Source organism: Pseudoalteromonas sp. S408, assembly GCF_005886645.1.
Classification (GTDB): Bacteria; Pseudomonadota; Gammaproteobacteria; order Enterobacterales; family Alteromonadaceae; genus Pseudoalteromonas.
In genome coordinates this window covers 275,708-292,946 of sequence record NZ_PNDY01000004.1, presented here as the reverse complement: position 1 = coordinate 292,946, position 17,239 = coordinate 275,708, and the positions used below count along the sequence as shown (strand labels likewise).

Annotated in this window: 15 protein-coding genes and 4 tRNA genes; 5 read left to right on the top strand and 14 right to left on the bottom strand. The window is 41.1% G+C overall.

Annotated elements, in window-relative coordinates; all coding sequences use genetic code 11:
• Positions 1–34 precede the first annotated feature (34 nt).
• From CWB62_RS05250 to xerD, 10 genes are all read right to left on the bottom strand, one after another.
• Positions 35–111, bottom strand: a tRNA-Arg gene (locus CWB62_RS05250).
• 49 nt (positions 112–160) lie between these two features.
• Positions 161–237, bottom strand: a tRNA-Arg gene (locus tag CWB62_RS05245).
• A 148-nt stretch (positions 238–385) separates the two neighbouring features.
• Positions 386–462, bottom strand: a tRNA-Arg gene (locus CWB62_RS05240).
• 35 nt (positions 463–497) lie between these two features.
• Positions 498–590 (bottom strand) — tRNA-Ser (locus CWB62_RS05235).
• Positions 591–718: 128 nt separating this feature from the next.
• Positions 719–901: a hypothetical protein gene (locus CWB62_RS05230; RefSeq protein ID WP_058405874.1), complete on the bottom strand. Its 183-nt coding sequence runs from the start codon at positions 899–901 to the stop codon at positions 719–721.
• Between the two features lie 281 nt (positions 902–1,182).
• A complete protein-coding gene (gene lysS / locus CWB62_RS05225) occupies positions 1,183–2,718 on the bottom strand; it encodes a lysine--tRNA ligase (protein ID WP_138529064.1) in 1,536 nt (511 codons plus the stop codon).
• Between the two features lie 26 nt (positions 2,719–2,744).
• A protein-coding gene (gene prfB, locus CWB62_RS05220; RefSeq protein ID WP_096801177.1) for a peptide chain release factor 2 occupies positions 2,745–3,843 on the bottom strand; the annotation gives its coding sequence in 2 pieces (ribosomal slippage) (positions 2,745–3,767 and positions 3,769–3,843; 1,098 coding nt in all).
• A 144-nt stretch (positions 3,844–3,987) separates the two neighbouring features.
• Entirely contained in the window at positions 3,988–5,709 is a 1,722-nt protein-coding gene (recJ, locus tag CWB62_RS05215; protein WP_138529066.1) for a single-stranded-DNA-specific exonuclease RecJ, read from the bottom strand.
• Between the two features lie 80 nt (positions 5,710–5,789).
• Entirely contained in the window at positions 5,790–6,518 is a 729-nt protein-coding gene (gene dsbC, locus CWB62_RS05210; protein ID WP_058405870.1) for a bifunctional protein-disulfide isomerase/oxidoreductase DsbC, read from the bottom strand.
• Positions 6,519–6,580: 62 nt separating this feature from the next.
• A complete protein-coding gene (xerD, locus tag CWB62_RS05205; RefSeq protein ID WP_138529068.1) occupies positions 6,581–7,507 on the bottom strand; it encodes a site-specific tyrosine recombinase XerD in 927 nt (308 codons plus the stop codon).
• Positions 7,508–7,601: 94 nt separating this feature from the next.
• Here xerD and fldB point away from each other — a divergent pair, with 94 nt between their 5' ends.
• Positions 7,602–8,123 carry a flavodoxin FldB gene (gene fldB / locus CWB62_RS05200; RefSeq protein ID WP_138529158.1) on the top strand — a complete coding sequence of 174 codons (522 nt, stop codon included), beginning with the start codon at positions 7,602–7,604 and terminating at the stop codon, positions 8,121–8,123.
• Positions 8,124–8,215: 92 nt separating this feature from the next.
• On the opposite strand, the gene CWB62_RS05195 is transcribed toward fldB, so the two are convergent.
• Both CWB62_RS05195 and CWB62_RS05190 read right to left on the bottom strand, forming a co-directional pair.
• Positions 8,216–10,225, bottom strand: a complete 2,010-nt coding sequence (locus tag CWB62_RS05195; protein ID WP_138529070.1) for an alpha-amylase — start codon at positions 10,223–10,225, stop codon at positions 8,216–8,218.
• A 151-nt stretch (positions 10,226–10,376) separates the two neighbouring features.
• Positions 10,377–11,078, bottom strand: a complete 702-nt coding sequence (locus CWB62_RS05190) for a tRNA1(Val) (adenine(37)-N6)-methyltransferase (RefSeq protein ID WP_138529072.1) — start codon at positions 11,076–11,078, stop codon at positions 10,377–10,379.
• A gap of 75 nt (positions 11,079–11,153) precedes the next feature.
• Here CWB62_RS05190 and srmB point away from each other — a divergent pair, with 75 nt between their 5' ends.
• Complete coding sequence (gene srmB / locus CWB62_RS05185; RefSeq protein WP_058405865.1) at positions 11,154–12,380, top strand: ATP-dependent RNA helicase SrmB; 1,227 nt, start codon at positions 11,154–11,156, stop codon at positions 12,378–12,380.
• A gap of 240 nt (positions 12,381–12,620) precedes the next feature.
• The gene (locus tag CWB62_RS05180) at positions 12,621–12,941 is read left to right on the top strand and encodes a BON domain-containing protein (RefSeq protein ID WP_006793146.1); all 321 of its coding nucleotides are present in this window, start codon (positions 12,621–12,623) and stop codon (positions 12,939–12,941) included.
• A gap of 770 nt (positions 12,942–13,711) precedes the next feature.
• Here CWB62_RS05180 and CWB62_RS05175 read toward each other — a convergent pair.
• Complete coding sequence (locus CWB62_RS05175; RefSeq protein ID WP_058405895.1) at positions 13,712–14,668, bottom strand: mechanosensitive ion channel family protein; 957 nt, start codon at positions 14,666–14,668, stop codon at positions 13,712–13,714.
• Positions 14,669–14,793: 125 nt separating this feature from the next.
• Entirely contained in the window at positions 14,794–15,573 is a 780-nt protein-coding gene (gene yaaA / locus CWB62_RS05170) for a peroxide stress protein YaaA (RefSeq protein ID WP_138529074.1), read from the bottom strand.
• 221 nt (positions 15,574–15,794) lie between these two features.
• Here yaaA and tal point away from each other — a divergent pair, with 221 nt between their 5' ends.
• Positions 15,795–16,745 (top strand): transaldolase, encoded by a 951-nt coding sequence (tal, locus tag CWB62_RS05165; protein ID WP_138529076.1) that lies wholly within the window; start codon positions 15,795–15,797, stop codon positions 16,743–16,745.
• Between the two features lie 299 nt (positions 16,746–17,044).
• Positions 17,045–17,233 (top strand): DUF3545 family protein, encoded by a 189-nt coding sequence (locus CWB62_RS05160; protein ID WP_006793150.1) that lies wholly within the window; start codon positions 17,045–17,047, stop codon positions 17,231–17,233.
• Positions 17,234–17,239 lie beyond the last annotated feature (6 nt).

Sequence of the window (17,239 nt, the reverse complement as noted above, 5' to 3'; positions counted from 1 at the left end):
AAAAACCGACTTAGTGTCGGTTTATGTATGAAAGTGGTGGGCGCAGGAGGATTCGAACCTCCGACCGCCTGGTTCGTAGCCAGGTACTCTATCCAGCTGAGCTATGCGCCCACTTTCATTCTTTTTACTTGTTTATACTCTAAGTAGAGTGTTGTAAAAGTGGTGGGCGCAGGAGGATTCGAACCTCCGACCGCCTGGTTCGTAGCCAGGTACTCTATCCAGCTGAGCTATGCGCCCACTTTTACTATTTGCTAGTTTATACTCTAAGCAGAGTGTGTGAAAAGTGTTGGAAGCAGGACGTATCTTGTAAGAATGAACCTCCGACCATTTGGTTAAAAACCAAACACTTTAACTTATTTATACTCTAAGCAGAGTGTGTAAAGAGTGGTGGGCGCAGGAGGATTCGAACCTCCGACCGCCTGGTTCGTAGCCAGGTACTCTATCCAGCTGAGCTATGCGCCCATCTTTACGTTTACAAGATTTCGCCATTTAGAAAATGGTGGAGAGGGAGGGATTCGAACCCTCGATAGAGCTACAAACTCTATACTCCCTTAGCAGGGGAGCTCCTTCGGCCACTCGGACACCTCTCCGTCTTGTGGGGCGTATAATAAAGATTTCAGAAAATATGTCAAACACTTTTCTATCAAAAGTGTCTATATGGTTACAGAACACACATATGTTATGTTTTTATATGAAAGAAGCCTAATTTTTAAGCTAATCAACTCTCTTCGTTAGGCGTAAGTGTGTCGTCGGTTGGTGCACATTTATCTTTTAAACTAGCCAGGTACTGCTCTTGATAACCTAGTTGTTGAAACTCGGCAATGCATGCTCGGTAAAACGCCTCTCGCTCTCGCTCGGTTTGACTGAGTTCTTCCGACTCTTCGATAGTTTTATCTGTCATTTTATTATTTTATAAATCCGTTTTTATTATTTACAGCACCTAAAAGTTAGGCCGTTTAAAATTTGGCCGTATTGTAGCTAACAAAGTTACAAAAATACAACATAATGTTTAAAAGTTACTCATTAATTTGTTATATGCACATAAAAATTTTCATAAAAAAATTACAACTAAATATCAACAGCTTAATATATGAATAATGGTCTTATTAGCTATGAATAAACAAAATTAAAACAAAAACGCCGCAATTAAGCGGCGTTTCAGGGTGTTATTTTACATTAAGCTTAGTCAGCTTGCGGGCGCATATGCGGGAATAAAATAACGTCTTTAATTGTAGACGAGTCAGTAAACAACATTACTAATCGGTCAATACCAATACCTTCACCAGCGGTAGGCGGTAAACCGTACTCTAGTGCGCGTATGTAGTCTTCATCGTAGTGCATTGCTTCATCATCACCGGCGTCTTTCTCTTCAACTTGACGAGTAAAGCGTTCAGCTTGATCTTGTGCATCGTTAAGCTCCGAGAAACCATTTGCAAGCTCACGTCCGCCAACAAAAAACTCAAAACGGTCGGTAACAAATGGGTTTTCGTCGTTACGACGCGCCAGTGGCGATACTTCCCATGGGTAACCTGTAATAAATGTAGGTTGGATAAGCATGTGCTCAGCCGTTTCTTCAAATATTTCACATAAAAACTTACCTGGGCCCCACACACAATTTTCAGGAATTTTAACGTGTACTTGTTTAGCGTACGCTTTTAATTCTTCAAAGTGGTTTTCTGGGTCGTTAAATACCGCAGCATCAAACTCTGGGTTATATTTTAAGATAGCATCAGCCATGCTTAGGCGCTCAAACGGTTTGCCAAAGTCGTACTCGACTGAGTCGGTTACTTCGCCGTTTTCATCTTTTGTTGTATTAATAACAATTGGGCTGCCCAATACGTTAGTTGCAACAGTGCGTAGCATGTCTTCGGTGATGTTCATCAGGTCGATGTAATCAGCATACGCTTGGTAGAACTCAATCATAGTGAATTCTGGGTTATGACGCGTTGATAACCCTTCGTTACGGAAGTTACGGTTAATTTCAAATACGCGGTCAAAACCACCTACTACTAAACGCTTAAGGTAAAGCTCTGGCGCAATACGTAAGTACATATCGATATCAAGTGCGTTATGATGAGTCACAAATGGACGCGCAGATGCGCCGCCAGGAATAACCTGTAGCATGGGCGTTTCTACTTCCATAAAGTCGCGCTCTGCTAAAAAGCGACGAATACCTTCAACTACTTGTGAGCGAATGCGGAATGTTTCGCGCGTTGCTTCGTTAGTAATTAAATCAACATAACGCTGGCGGTATTTTGTTTCTTGGTCTGAAAGGCCATGAAATTTTTCTGGTAATGGGCGTAGTGACTTAGTAAGTAATTCGTACTCGGCCATGTCTACGTATAAATCGCCTTTACCCGATTTATTAAGCGGACCTTTAACACCAATAATATCGCCAATATCAAGTTGGCCATATTTTGCTTTTAAATCTTTTTGTACGTCTTTTGATGCGTAAACTTGTACACGGCCTTTCATGTCTTGAATAGACATAAACGGGCCACGCTTGGCAAGAATACGACCAGCAATTGATACTACGTGCTGTAGCTCAATTAATTCTTCTTTTGTTTTATCACCAAACTCAGCTTGCAAATCAGCCGTGTAATGTTCACGACGGAATTGGTTTGGATGACCGTTGGCTGGGCAATTTTCGCGAATAGCATCTAACTTGCCGCGACGCTCAGCGATTAACTTGTTTTCGTCTTGGATTTTATCAGTCATTTTTTAGCTCTTTATTAGCTTGGTGGTTATAGGCCAGATTTAAGGCTGGCTTCAATAAATTTGTCTAGGTTACCGTCAAGTACCGATTGGGTATTGCGGTTTTCAACGCCGGTGCGTAAATCTTTAATACGCGAGTCATCAAGAACGTATGAACGAATTTGACTGCCCCAACCAATATCTGATTTTGCATCTTCTTGCGTTTGTTTTTCAGCATTTTGCTGCTGTAGCTCAAGCTCAAATAATTTAGCTTTTAATTGCTTCATTGCTTGGGCTTTATTTTTATGTTGCGAACGCTCGTTTTGACATTGCACTACCGTGTTTGTAGGCACGTGAGTAATACGTACTGCCGATTCGGTGGTGTTAACGTGCTGACCACCTGCGCCCGATGCACGGTACACATCTATACGTAGGTCAGACGGATTAATGTCAATTTCAATATTGTCGTCTATCTCTGGGTATACAAACGCAGAGGCAAACGATGTATGACGACGACCACTTGAGTCAAATGGGCTTTTACGCACTAAACGGTGTACGCCTGTTTCTGTACGTAACCAACCGTAAGCATATTCACCAACAAAGCGAACTGTTGCGCCTTTTATTCCGGCTACATCGCCATCGGTTGCTTCTACTAGCTCAACTTTAAAGCCTTTTGCTTCACCCCAGCGTAAATACATGCGAAGTAACATGTTACACCAGTCTTGAGCTTCAGTGCCGCCTGAACCTGATTGTAAATCAAGGTATGCATCGTTTGCGTCGTGCGTGCCCGAAAACATGCGACGAAACTCTAAACCTTCTAATTGCTCGTTTAGACCTTCAAGCTCTGCATTTGCTTCGTCAAAGGTGTCTTCGTCTTCGGCTTCTATTGCAAGCTCAAGCAAGCCTTCAACGTCATCAGCGCCAGCAACTAAGTTGTCGATTGTTTCAACAACCGCCTCTAATGCTGACTTTTCACGGCCAAGTGCCTGTGCGCGTTCAGGTTCATTCCATACAGCTGAATCTTCAAGTTCGGCGTTAACCTCTTCTAAGCGTTCTTGTTTAAGAGCGTAGTCAAAGGTACCCCCGAAGCAGTTCAGTACGATCGCGAATTTCCTTGATTTGATTAATCACAGGATTCACTTCAAACATGTACATTACTCCAAAATGGCTAGATTATTACGGCCCGACTTAAGGAATATCCGCAATAAGTTATCGTCAAATGATAAAAACGCCCGATTTTAACAAAAAATCGCGCGTTTTATTAGCCTTTTATGCATGTATTGTGCATATTTTTTAATGTAATTTTTCAAGTTCTCGGACGATTAGCTGTAGGCTAAACTTACCCCTAAACTCGTTAATATCGAGTTGATAAGCCACTTTAACAAAGCGCGCTTCGGTATCTGGCCATTCTTTTACGTCAATACCAAAAGCAATAGCGTCAACTAACCGCCCTGATTGATGTTTAAGCACCAGTTTTAAATGTTTTTCACCAACAATACGTTGCTGAATTAATTCAAAGGTATGTTCAAACACCGGCTCTGGGAACTGCTGCCCCCATGGACCTGATTGCTTTAATAATTGGGCAAACTCCATGGTAAAGCAGTCGTTTGGCAGTTCACCGTCGGTAAACACAATACAACGCTTACTTTCTTCGCTTAATTGCGCACTGACTGCGGCATCAAACGCTTTTTTAAAGGCGTTAAAGTTTTGCTCGTTAATACTTAAACCCGCCGCCATGGCATGGCCACCAAACTTATTAATTAGGTGGGGGTCCGCGGTATTTAACCCTTCGAGTAGGTCGCGCATGTGTAGCCCTTCAATGGAGCGGCACGAGCCTTTAATTTCGCCGTTTTCGCCACCAGCAAAAATAACGGTTGGACGATGGTATTTTTCTTTTAAACGGCCAGCCAAAATACCAATAACGCCCTGATGCCAGTCATCTTGGAACAAACAGATAGCATCAGGAATGTTGTCGTCGGTAAAGGCGAGCCTATCAAGCACAGCTTGCGCTTCAGCTTGCATACCCTGCTCTATTTCACGCCTTGCATGGTTTAAGCTGTCGAGTTCGCCTGCAATACGCCTTGCTTGGTTTATATCGTTACTCAGTAAGCAGGCTATACCCAAGCTCATGTCGTCTAATCGCCCTGCTGCATTTAAACGCGGCGCAAGTGAAAAACCAAAATCGCTGGCACTTAGGCGTGCTGCATTTCGGTTAGCCACTTCAATAAGAGCTGTAATACCTGGGCGTGTTTTACCACTGCGAATACGCGCTAAACCTTGGTGTACTAGTGTTCGGTTATTTGCATCAAGCGCAACTACATCAGCTACTGTACCCAGCGCAACTATGTCTAATAAGTTTGCTAAGTTAGGCGGTGCTTGTTGCGTAAAATAACCTTGTTCGCGCATTAGGCTTCTTAGCGCAATTAATAAGTAAAACGCCACGCCTACACCAGCAATCGACTTTGACGGAAAGTTACATTCGTGCCTGTTTGGATTTACAATGGCGTCGGCATTTGGAAGCTGCTCACCTTGTAAATGGTGATCTGTAACCAACACTTTTATACCTACCGATTTTAAAATATCAATACCGGCAATACAGGATATACCGTTATCTACGGTGATCACTAAATCGGGTTTTATTTGTACTATTTGTTCGGCCAGTGCGGGGCTTAACCCATAACCTAAGCTAAAGCGGTCTGGAATGAGGTAATCTAAATTTTGAAAACCAAACATTTGCAACCCCTGCATTAAGGTTGCAGTACTGGTTGCGCCATCGGCATCAAAGTCGCCCACAATTAAAATCTGGCTTTGCGCCTTAAGCGCATCGACGAGTAATGCACTTGCCTTGTCGATGTCTTTAAACAATTTATAGTCGTGAAGCGTAGCAACACCGTTATCGAGCTCTTGGGCATCAACTACACGACGAGTCGCGTAAATTTGTTTTATAACCGGATGCAAATGGCTCGGTAAGTGCGAGTCGTTAACGTTTTCGCGCGCAATGATCAGTTTTTTCATGCAGGTTTTTTAACTTATTGAGTCGTACTAAAAAGACAAAAAAAGGCCATTAAGGCCTTTTTATAAACGTAAACACGTTATTAAGATGCTTTATTAGCATCTAACGCTGCTTTTAATGCAGCAGCAGGTTGGTAACCTGGGATCATTGTACCGTCATCTAAAATAATGGCTGGCGTGCCACTAATACCAAAGCTTTGGCCTAGCTGATAATGCTCAGCAATAGGCGCACTGCAACCTGCAACTACCGTGGTACTTTCACCTGCTTTAGCTTCTGTTAACGCCTCTTGTTGATCTTTCGCACACCATACATTCATTAAATCTGCGTAGCCCGAACCTTGTAAGCCACCACGTGGAAACGCTAAATACTTAACGGTAATACCCGCATCAAGCAAATCGTTTAGTTCACGGTGTAATTTACGACAATAACCACAGCTAATATCAGTAAATACAGTGATGCTGTGTTTTTCGTTTGGTGCTTTGTACACAATCATCGACTCTTCATAATCTGTAATACCTTCAGCACGCACGCTATTTAAAGCTTGCTCTGTTAGGTTACTACGATTTTCTAAATCGATTAACGTGCCTTGCATTAAAAACTGGCCGTCTGGGCTTGCGTATAACACGCCTTTGTTTGTGATTAGCTCTTTTAAACCAGCCACTGGGCTTGGATTTATTTGCTTAACTGTTACGCCAAGTGCCGCAAACTTAGTAACAATAGGATCATTAGCATTTGGCGTTACTGCAACGTCATTTGCCAATGCACTCATACTTGTGCACAACATGGCACCTGCTAACATTAATTTTTTCATAACTTCTCTCTATCCTAAAAATACTTAATATATTGACCGGCTTAATACTATTTTATTTCAAATTAAGCGCGCGGATGATGCTGCGCGTGTACCGATTTTAACCGTTCATTAGCAACATGAGTATAAATTTGCGTTGTTGATAGGTCGCTGTGTCCCAACATCATTTGTACGACACGTAAATCGGCCCCATGATTTAATAAATGCGTAGCAAATGCATGGCGCAATGTGTGGGGTGATAATGGCGATTCAACCGATGCCAAAATAGCATAGTGTTTGATTCTATGCCAAAAGGTTTGTCGAGTCATGCCTACACCACGCTTTGACGGAAATACAAAGTCGGTGGCGTGTTTGATCATTTGTGCACGCCCAACTTTTAAAAAAAGCTCAAGCCAATGCATGGCTTCTTCGCCCAGCGGCACTAAACGTTCTTTGTTGCCTTTACCTTTTACAAACACAACCGCTTGGCTTAAGTTAATTTGCTCCATACGTAGCCCAACCAACTCACTGACACGCAGGCCTGTGGCGTAAAGTAACTCAAGCATCGCCTTATCGCGCAGTCCCATTGGCTCTTCAGTATTGGGGGCGTTAAGAAGCGCTTCTACTTCGGCTTCAGAAAGTGTTTTAGGTAACGATTGCCCCGCTTTGGGTTGAGCAATGTTTAACATGGGTGTATCGGTAATCAGTTTTTCACGTACAAAATACTGATAAAACCGTTTTAACGCACTGATACTGCGCGCTGTACTGCGCGGCTTTAGGCCTAAGTCGACCCGGTGCGCTAAATAGCTTTCAATGTCGTGCCCTGTTACCGTCATTAAGTTTTCGCCTTTTAAAAACTGGCAAAACTTATCTAAATCGCTGCGGTAAGCACTTAATGTGTTTTCGCTTACACCTTGCTCTAAATAAAGGCTATCTAAAAAGGTTTCTAGGTAGTCGCTATTGGTGCTCATACTGCTTTTATTTTCTGAAAAATCGTCAGATAGCGTTGTCACATTATGCTCTCATGCTTTGCTAAGGTATCAATTAAAAATACCTTACGGTAAACTTGAGCCTATCATATCAGGCAATTACACAGTGATAAATACGATGCAAATTGGTTTATTTTTTGGCTCTACTACGTGCTACACCGAAATGGCAGCAGAAAAAATTCGTGACCTTATTGGTGACGATATAGTCAGCCTTCACAATATTAAAGACGAACCACTAAAAAATGCAGAGCAGTACGACTTTATCATCTTTGGTATTTCAACATGGGACTTTGGCGAAATACAAGAAGACTGGGAGTCAAAATGGGACGACATAAAAGATGTAAACCTACATGGTAAAACCATTGCATTATTTGGCATGGGCGACCAGCAAGGTTACGGACAGTGGTTTCAAGACGCTCTGGGTATGCTGCACGACGAAATAAACACACAAACATTTACACAACTTGGCCTTTGGCCAAACGACAGCAGCTACGAGTTTGAAGCTTCAAAGGCACTCACCCCCGATGGCAAACAGTTTGTAGGGCTCGCCCTTGATGAAGACAGCCAGTACGAGCTAAGCGATGAACGCATTGCGACTTGGGTTGAGCAAATAATGACCGAGTACGGCGAAACGCTTTAACTGCTTAAGCTCAATGGTTGCAGTAAAAAGCCAAACACGCTTAGGTGTTTGGCTTTAGTAGTAATGCACAAGGCTAAACTTAACGCATAAGTTTAAAAGCTACGAATATCTACATTTGAGCTGTTAAATTTAAACATATTAATTTTTCCGCACTGTGCCACATGGTTAGTGCTGGCATAGGGTGTATTGGCTTGGTTAATATTGCTTTCCCAACCTTGGCCATTTTTTACAAATGCTTTTACCTCAAACCACCCATTTACTGCTTTGCTGCAATCCATGTCTACATCTAGCATCCAATAGTGTTCGCCCCAAATATTAAGCGGTGTAACGCCAAAACCGTCGTTGGCCACTGTTTTTTGTGTACCATACGCATCTGGCCACACGTTTGTAGTCCAATCGGCTGCTGTCCCCTCTGCTTGCGTACTTTGCCCGCTTTCTATACCGTACCAATCTAGAAAGTTATCGTTTGCTTTCCATGGACTTGTAGTGGCATTTTTTAAATTGTTATGGCGAATAGGCATCGCGCATTCAACATTGGTTGTTTGGCAGTTTCTTCCTAAATTTGTATTGGCATAGGTATGATCTATTCCGCCACGTACAAACATATCTTGCCCACTTTGGGTTTGTGCGTTAATAAAAATAACAGTACGCTGCCAATCACCATTCGGGGTTGAAGTCGACCCTTGTGATAACTTAGCGTTTTTATGAATTGCCATGGCGTCCCACGGCGCCACATTTAAATTAATAGTGCCATTATTATTAACGGTTATAACCTCACCGCTACAACTTTTAGCATCGCCCGACAATTCACCTTTTAATACATTACAATATTGACCGGGTGCCATGTCTGTTTGCACAGTAGCATTAAGCGTTGAGTCTTCTTTGTTAATAGCCATATGACCTGAGCTACCGCGGCCAAATGAAATCTGATTATTCGTGTTATCCCACCAATTTGTCACAGCCCAGTTGTCGGCGGTGTTATTTCTAAAATCAACGCCACCAGCAATATATGACCACCGGTGTTCACACTTCCAATTGCTTGCAAAGCATTCTAAATTACCATTGTTATGAACGGGAACACTTGGCCCGCCTGCATCGGTATCACCATGAAAATCGTAACTCGACATCACTTTTGGGTAACCATACGGATACGCCAACATAAATACGTTAGCTAGGTCGTATAAACGGCCATCTTCAAAAGTAATTACATTACCCGCACCACCGTGCCCGCGCTGGTTATCGTGATTATCTACAAATACGACCGCCGATGAGCTTGGCATAAAGCCCCACCCTTCACCAAAATTACTTAGCCACGCAAGTGAGCCGTTTCTAAATGTATTACCAAGTTGTGTACTGTATTTAAACTCGGTAACAAGCCCTGTACTTAAATACTCAGAGGCATCAACGGCTTCTGTTCCCTGATCAATCACTTCATGAAAAACCAACGGCGAGCCGTTTATTTTAGCCATAAGGCTTTGAATATCGCTAGCGGCTACGTGTTTAGCCGCGTCAAACCTAAAGCCTTTTACTCCAATAGCTTGAAGGTCATTAATATAAGCCGCTATGGTATTTTGCACGTAATTTGAAGATGTGTTTAAGTCGGCAAGCCCTACCAGCTCACAGTTTTGAACGCGATAACGGTTATTACCGTAATCTTCTGGGTTAATTGAGCAGCTTTCGTGAAAATCTTGTGGGCTATAAATTGGGTATTGTTTATTCCCAAACGTGCTTCCCGCTACGCCATTCCCACTCCCAGCTGCCATGTGGTTAATTAGGGTATCTACATATATATCGACCCCTGCACTTTTACAACGGTTGACCATATCTATAAACTGCGTTCGGTTACCGCCTCGGCTTTGCAGTTGGTAGCTCACAGGTTGATAGCGAGTCCACCATTGGTTGCCTGTAATATGTTCGTTAGGTGGAGAAACCTGTACAGCAGCGTACCCTTTTGGTCCTAAAAACTGCTCACACTCTTGTGCGACATCGGGCCAACTCCATTCAAATAAATGAACAAACGTAGTGGGTGTAGCAGCTGCAAGGTTAGGTAAAAGCAAACCTAGGCTTAAACCGGCGGTGGTGACAATTTTATTCAGCTTCATAGTGTGTGTTTCCAAATGTTGGCGAGCTAAACAACATGCTCTTCGTTATTTACAAGTGGTTAACACTAGTCTTGAGATTGATTAAATAACAACTGAATACGTATGCATTATGGGTAAACTATCCTTTATTATTAGATAATCATCCATACAGTTACGTCATTTTTAAATAAAACGCCTTACACAAAGCAACGTAATCAGTGGTGTAATTGTTGTTTAACTCTCTAATGCATAGCGTTGAATTGTCGGTTTGTGATTGTAGGTAGCTAAATGTCATTAAACTGCGGCTTATAGGTTTACTAGGTGTCGCTTGCACTTGGCAATGTGCATTTAAATAAAGTCCATGTTTAACGGCAAGTTCAATAAATACCTCGGCCTCAGTGCTTGGCAGTATTAAACAAAATCGTGACTGTGAATGACTTAGTTGCCTAAACGCGTTAATTAACTCCTCAAAGCTTAAACCATCAGTGTGGCGTGCAGTGTTTCGGGCAGCATTATTGCCTTTTAGACTGTGATTAAAATAAGGCGGATTAGAAATGATTACGTCAAAGGGAGCATCACTATTAAAGCTTTGAATAGTTTGGTGCTGAATAGTTATATTTGGCCACGGACTATTTGCTACGTTTTGTAATGCTTGATTGTATGCGTTTTTATCTATTTCAATCGCGGTAATACTCAATGTTGGCCTGCGCTGCTTACACATTAACGCCAATAACCCTGTGCCTGTGCCAATATCTAATAACGTGTTTGCATCTGTTAAGTTTGCCCACGCGCCAAGCAAAATGCCGTCGGTTGAAACCTTCATTGCGCAATGGTCGTGTTCAACCTTAAATTGTTTAAATGCAAAACCAGACATTTTTTCACCTTTTCATTCACCAAGCGCAGCATAGCGCGTATAATCAACGTAATTGTCCACTATTTTAGACACTCTATGCAATTTTCTGAATTTGATCTTGATACCAAATTACTCGACGCCATTAATAAAATGGGTTACGAAACGCCGACCAGTATTCAACAGCAAGCTATTCCTGAAGCCCTTCAGGGACGTGATATTTTAGCGTCTGCGCCAACTGGCACAGGTAAAACAGCGGCATTTTTAATTCCTGCTATTCAATACTTATTGGATTTTCCGCGCCGTGAACCTGGTTTTGCTCGCGTATTAATAATGACCCCAACACGTGAGCTGGCTTATCAAATTCATGAGCAATGTGAGTTACTAGCAAAACGTACGCACCTGAAAATAGGTGTAGTAACCGGCGGTATTAACTACGGAACGCATAAAGAAATTTTTGAAAAAAATAACGACGTGTTAATTGCCACTCCAGGGCGATTAATGGAATACCTTGAAACTGAAAACTTTCATGCTGAACACGTCGAAATGCTTATTATTGATGAAGCCGACCGCATGCTAGACATGGGTTTCAAAAAAGAAATGAGCCGTATTTGTGACGAAGCTAAAAACCGCCGTCAGTGCTTTTTGTTCTCTGCTACCCTTGAGGGCGACAGCGTAGAGCGATTTGCAGAAACCACATTAAACGACCCAGCTCTATTAGAAGCTGAGTCGTCACGCAAAGAAAAAGCTAAAATTCACCAGTGGGTTCATCTTGCTGATGATTACCACCATAAACTAGAACTTTTAGTCAATACCCTTAACGGCCCAGACGTTAGTAAAGCTATTGTGTTTGTTAAAACCCGTGAGCGTTTAGAAACACTCATTGGTGAATTAACTAATAACGGCGTAAAAGCCGCCTGGCTGCGTGGTGAAATGCCCCAAGACAAGCGCATGAAAGCAATGGAAAACTTTCATAGCGGCCGCACTAAAATATTGATTGCAACAGATGTAGCCGCCCGAGGTATTGACGTATCTGACATTAGCCATGTTATTAACTTTGACATGCCACGAACAGCTGACGTATATGTACACCGAATTGGCCGTACGGGTCGTGCAGGTAAAAAAGGTATCGCTATATCATTAGTGGAAGCGCACGATATTGGTATTTTGTACAAAGTAGAACGCTACATTGAACAAAAGCTTAAACGTCGTGTAATTAAAGGCATAGAGCCGCAGCATAAAGAAGCTAAGCCACCCGCTAAAAAGCGTAAAGATCCGGTAAAAATGAAAGCGAAGAAAAAAGCGAAAGTTAAAAAGAAAAAATAACTTAGCATTTTTATCAAAGCCGGCGCATGCCGGCTTTTTAATACGCGTTACAAATGTAACCAGAGCATGTAACACCTACCCATTTAAATGTAATTATTGCCCACCTGAATTCCCACTTAATGAAATACCCTTATATTTCAATAAATTAACAATGGCACTGAACTTGTATTATTAGAGACAGAATAGCCAGAATACTTAATGGTTTGGCTAAATTTTTAATTGATATAAAAGGATTGAGTTATGAACCGCTTAAAGTTAACTATTGCTTTAGTTTCGTTTTGTTGTTTATTTTTGTTAGCATGTGCTACCAAAGTGAGTGCAGCAACGCACCTAGCCGTAGTGAGCAGCGTAGCAACTCAACCTAACCTACAACAAACCATTACCAGCACACTTCGTACTAACCCTAACTTTGCATTAAGCAATATTCGCGTTCAGGTTAAAGATGGCGAGGTAGTATTACATGGTCAAGCGCAAACAGGTTTTGAACGTGCGCTTGCACAAAAATTTTTAGAAAATATGGATGGGGTTAAAATCATTCGTAACAAAATTAGTGTTATTTAAATCACACTTTTATTAACTCAATTGATCCTAGGCGCAGCGCGCAACTCCGACACATGCTGCGCCTTTTTTGTGCCTGTAGTTACTTACAACTCACATTAACTACAAAAATAAACTTGCTTTAATTACCTCTTATTTACCGCCAAAGACCAATTGTAAATTGCATACCTTACAACCTGATATTTGCCTAAACAATTTACCCTTTAAATAATAAATTTATATTAAGGCTAGGCCTGTTTAACTGCCATTATTAAAGCGTGTTCTATCTAGGCGTAACATAACTAAGGTGCGCGATTTGTGACCCAGTAAGCTCGGTCCCTACTTCTGCATTATTTTAATGACTACGCCTATGTACTTATAACTTAAAGTCGTATACAGCTCATATGCCCTACTTGCTCTTTATGACCTATTCTTTAAGCAACAAGGAGAAGCAACCTATGGGGGGACCTCAAAGGTTACTGCATGTTTTATATTTATGCTGCGTTATCGTCGGTTTCGGGAAGTAACTACACAATAGCCTTAGCCTTATCGATATATTACATAGCCCGCTTCCAATTTCATCTCAAAAGGTAAGTAGACATAAATTTATAATTAGTTAACGTTGTTCTCACCTTCTCAAACATTTAAGTAGCCATAAAAAAATGCAGCTTTATAAAGCTGCATTTAGTTGTTGTGACTCGTAAGTCATTTTTTTCTTTAGCTAACGGCGCACATATAAATGTAAAAGTGCGCTAAGAGTGAGTAAATAATTCCCAATGGTATTAATGGCTCATTTATTCGTTTTGGCTTGAATCTGCTCCACTAGCGTTGCCTTTATTTGATGATTGCTGGCTTATTTTATCGCTGATCATGGCATCGAGTTTTTCACCGCCTTTAATACCAAAATCGAGCGTACGAATAGGAAATGGAATACTAATATCAGCTTCATCCAGCGCTTGTTTAACGGCGACTACACCTTTATGGCGCACTGTCATAAAGTCTGGTTCACCTGGGTATTTAATCCAAAACCACACCAATAAATTAATGCTACTGTCACCAAAGCCTTCGGCATAAACATCGGTTTCGTTTTTACGAATAACAAAGTCCAAATCGTTAATCTTATCTACAATAACTTCTTTCGCTTTTTCAATGTCGTCACCATACGAAATGCCTACCGGTACTTCTATGCGTCTAACCCCGAGTGTGGTGTAGTTTTTTAACACATTTCTAAATAATACCTTGTTAGGTACTAAGATTAACTGCCCGTAAAAGCTTTCTATTAGCGTGTTGCGCAGGTTTATTGAGTGTACTGAACCAAACACATCGTCGGTTTCTATTACGTCTCCTGTTTTAAAGGGTTTGCGTATACCCATTGCGATACCCGCAATCAAGTTTTCGGTCATATCTTGAAACGCAAAACCTATGGCTAAACCAACAATACCCGCACCGGCTAATAAAGAGGTAACCGTACCTTTTAACCCCACAAAATCCAGCGCTATAAACACCCCAACACACAGTACAATAACCTTAAATATAGAGGCCATTAAATCGGCTATTTGTTGTGAGTCGAGTGAACGGCGCAAAATGTTTTTCATTAGGTTGCCAGCAAAGCGCGCTAGCATTGAAAATATAATGGCAATAATAACCGCCACTATAAAATTAGGGATGTGACTTATAACAACATCAAACCAACCGCCGAGTTTTTCTTCGATAAGTTTTTCGGCTTCTGTTATCGAGGGTATGCTGATCATTTTTGTGCACCTATGAGTAAATAATAATGTGAATACTTTACTCATAGGTGCAAGTTTAGCGCCAGCATATAAAAAGCCATGCATTGCATGGCTTTTTAAATATATGTTTAGCTGTATTTAACACGTTAGCTTTGTTCGTCGCGCATAAATACAGGCTCTAACTCTTTAGTTGTTGTCTCAGCGCTAAAGTAATAACCTGCAACGGTAAATTCTTTTAGCTGACTTAACTGCGTTACTTGGTTTTCTATAATGTAACGCGCCATCATGCCACGCGCTTTTTTAGCGTAGAAACTAATGACCTTATATTGCCCATTTTTACAGTCTTTAAAGTGCGGCGTAATAATTTGCGCGTTAAGCGCTTTTTTATCTACCGCTTTGAAGTATTCGTTTGAAGCTAGGTTAACGAGATATTGTGCATCTTGTGCTTTTATTACTTCGTTTAGTTTGTCAGCAATAATACTGCCCCAAAACTCATACAGGTTTTTACCTCGCGAGTTTTCAAGCTTAGTGCCCATTTCTAGTCGGTACGCTTGCATTAAATCAAGCGGTTTTAATAAACCATATAATCCAGATAATATACGCAAATGGCTTTGCGCATAATCAAGGTCACTTGCAGTTAACGTGCTCGCCTCTAACCCACCGTATACGTCACCATTAAAAGCAAGCGCGGCTTGCTTGGCGTTATCAGAGGTAAAAGGTTGCGACCATTCGCTTAAACGCGCTGCGTTAAGGCCTGAAAGCTTGTCGCTAATTTTCATTAAACTGCCAATTTGCGCAGGTGTTAGTTCACGGCATACTTTCATGAGTTCCTCGCTATGCTCGAGTAATTCAGGCTGAGTGAACTTATCGGTTGCCGGTGGCGTGTCGTAATCAAGATTTTTTGCAGGTGAAATAACAGTGATCATAGTTAGCTATTGACTTGTAAATTATTTAATGTCAATTTCAACATTAAATGAAACGAAAAGCACGTTTTGTTTAAATAAATCCTCCCTTAAAAATTCATACATTGCCGTTTTTTAATTGATAAGGACATAAGACCTATCAAGCATTGTCACACTGTTGCAGTATGGATGTTATATATTAAGGGTAGATTATTCTTTTAACTTGCTTGGAATGAGGAAAGCAAATGACTTCAGCTCTACAAAGGCTAAAACAACATTCATCTATCGTAGCCGACACTGGCGATATTGAAGCGATCAAAAAGCATCAACCAGAAGATGCAACCACAAACCCGTCGCTTTTATTAAAAGCGAGCGAGATTGAAGCTTATAAGCCTTACCTAGATAAAGCTTGGAGCTATGCAAAAGAAACCGAGCAAGAGCCAGCTAAACAACTAGAACTTGCATGTGACTATTTTGCTGTATTACTTGGTAAAGAAATTAGTGAAATTGTACCAGGTTATATTTCTACAGAAGTAGATGCCCGTTTATCGTTTGATACTCAAGCAACCATTGCTAAAGCACACACTCTACTTAGCCTTTACGAAAAAGAAGGTGTAAGCAAAGACAAAATTTTAATTAAAGTTGCGTCTACATGGGAAGGTATTAAAGCCGCTGAGCAGTTAGAAAAAGAAGGGACTAAATGTAACCTTACTTTATTATTTAGCGACGCCCAAGCCCGTGCATGTGCTGATGCAAATGTATTTCTAATCTCGCCATTTGTTGGCCGTATTTTAGATTGGCACGTTGCCAACGGTATGGAAAAACCAACGGATCCACTACAAGATCCTGGTGTGCAATCAGTACGCAGCATTTTTGAGTTTTACAAACGCCATGATTACAAAACAGTGGTTATGGGTGCAAGTTTCCGTAACACGGGTGAAATTATTGCTCTTACAGGTTGTGACAAGCTAACTATTAGCCCTAACCTTTTAGAAGACTTAGCTAACCTTGAAGGCGCACAAGAATATTTACTAGAAAGTGATATTCCTAAAGAGCCAAAACCTGAGCCGCTTACAGAAGCGCAATTCCGTTGGTTACATAACCAAGACGCAATGGCCACTGAAAAGCTAGCTGAAGGTATTCGTTCATTTGCACAAGCACAAGAGCAATTAGAAGAACGCTTCAAGGCAATGTAATTTGCTGTAAAAAAATAAAAAAGCGCCGTATTATTTATGGCGTTTTTTTATGTCTGTAAAAAACGGGCGAATAAACCCACCTCCCTCACATCTTTTATCTATAGAAAAATAACTCTCATCGGCTTAAATTTTTCGTAAACTGTATTTCACGTGTTCATATTTAAAAACAATACTTTACTGGTATAAACCTTCATTTAACCATCACAATTTTGTAACATCTCTGTCACTTTTTTATTCTATTTTAGCTAGGCCTGTGGTATAGGTACTCTTGAGGTCAATAAAATCAATAGGAGAAGTTCATGGATAGCCTAAACGATATATTAGAGATACTAGAAGGTCCTGATGAAAAAAGAAAAACCTCTCAGAAGAACAAAAAAAGAAAATGGCGCGAAATAGAAGCAATAAAAGATAAACAACGTCTACGTAAAGAATTAGAGGAATTTGATTACTTTGCAGACACAATTGCAATTGATGAGCTAGATTTTTAATTTCTA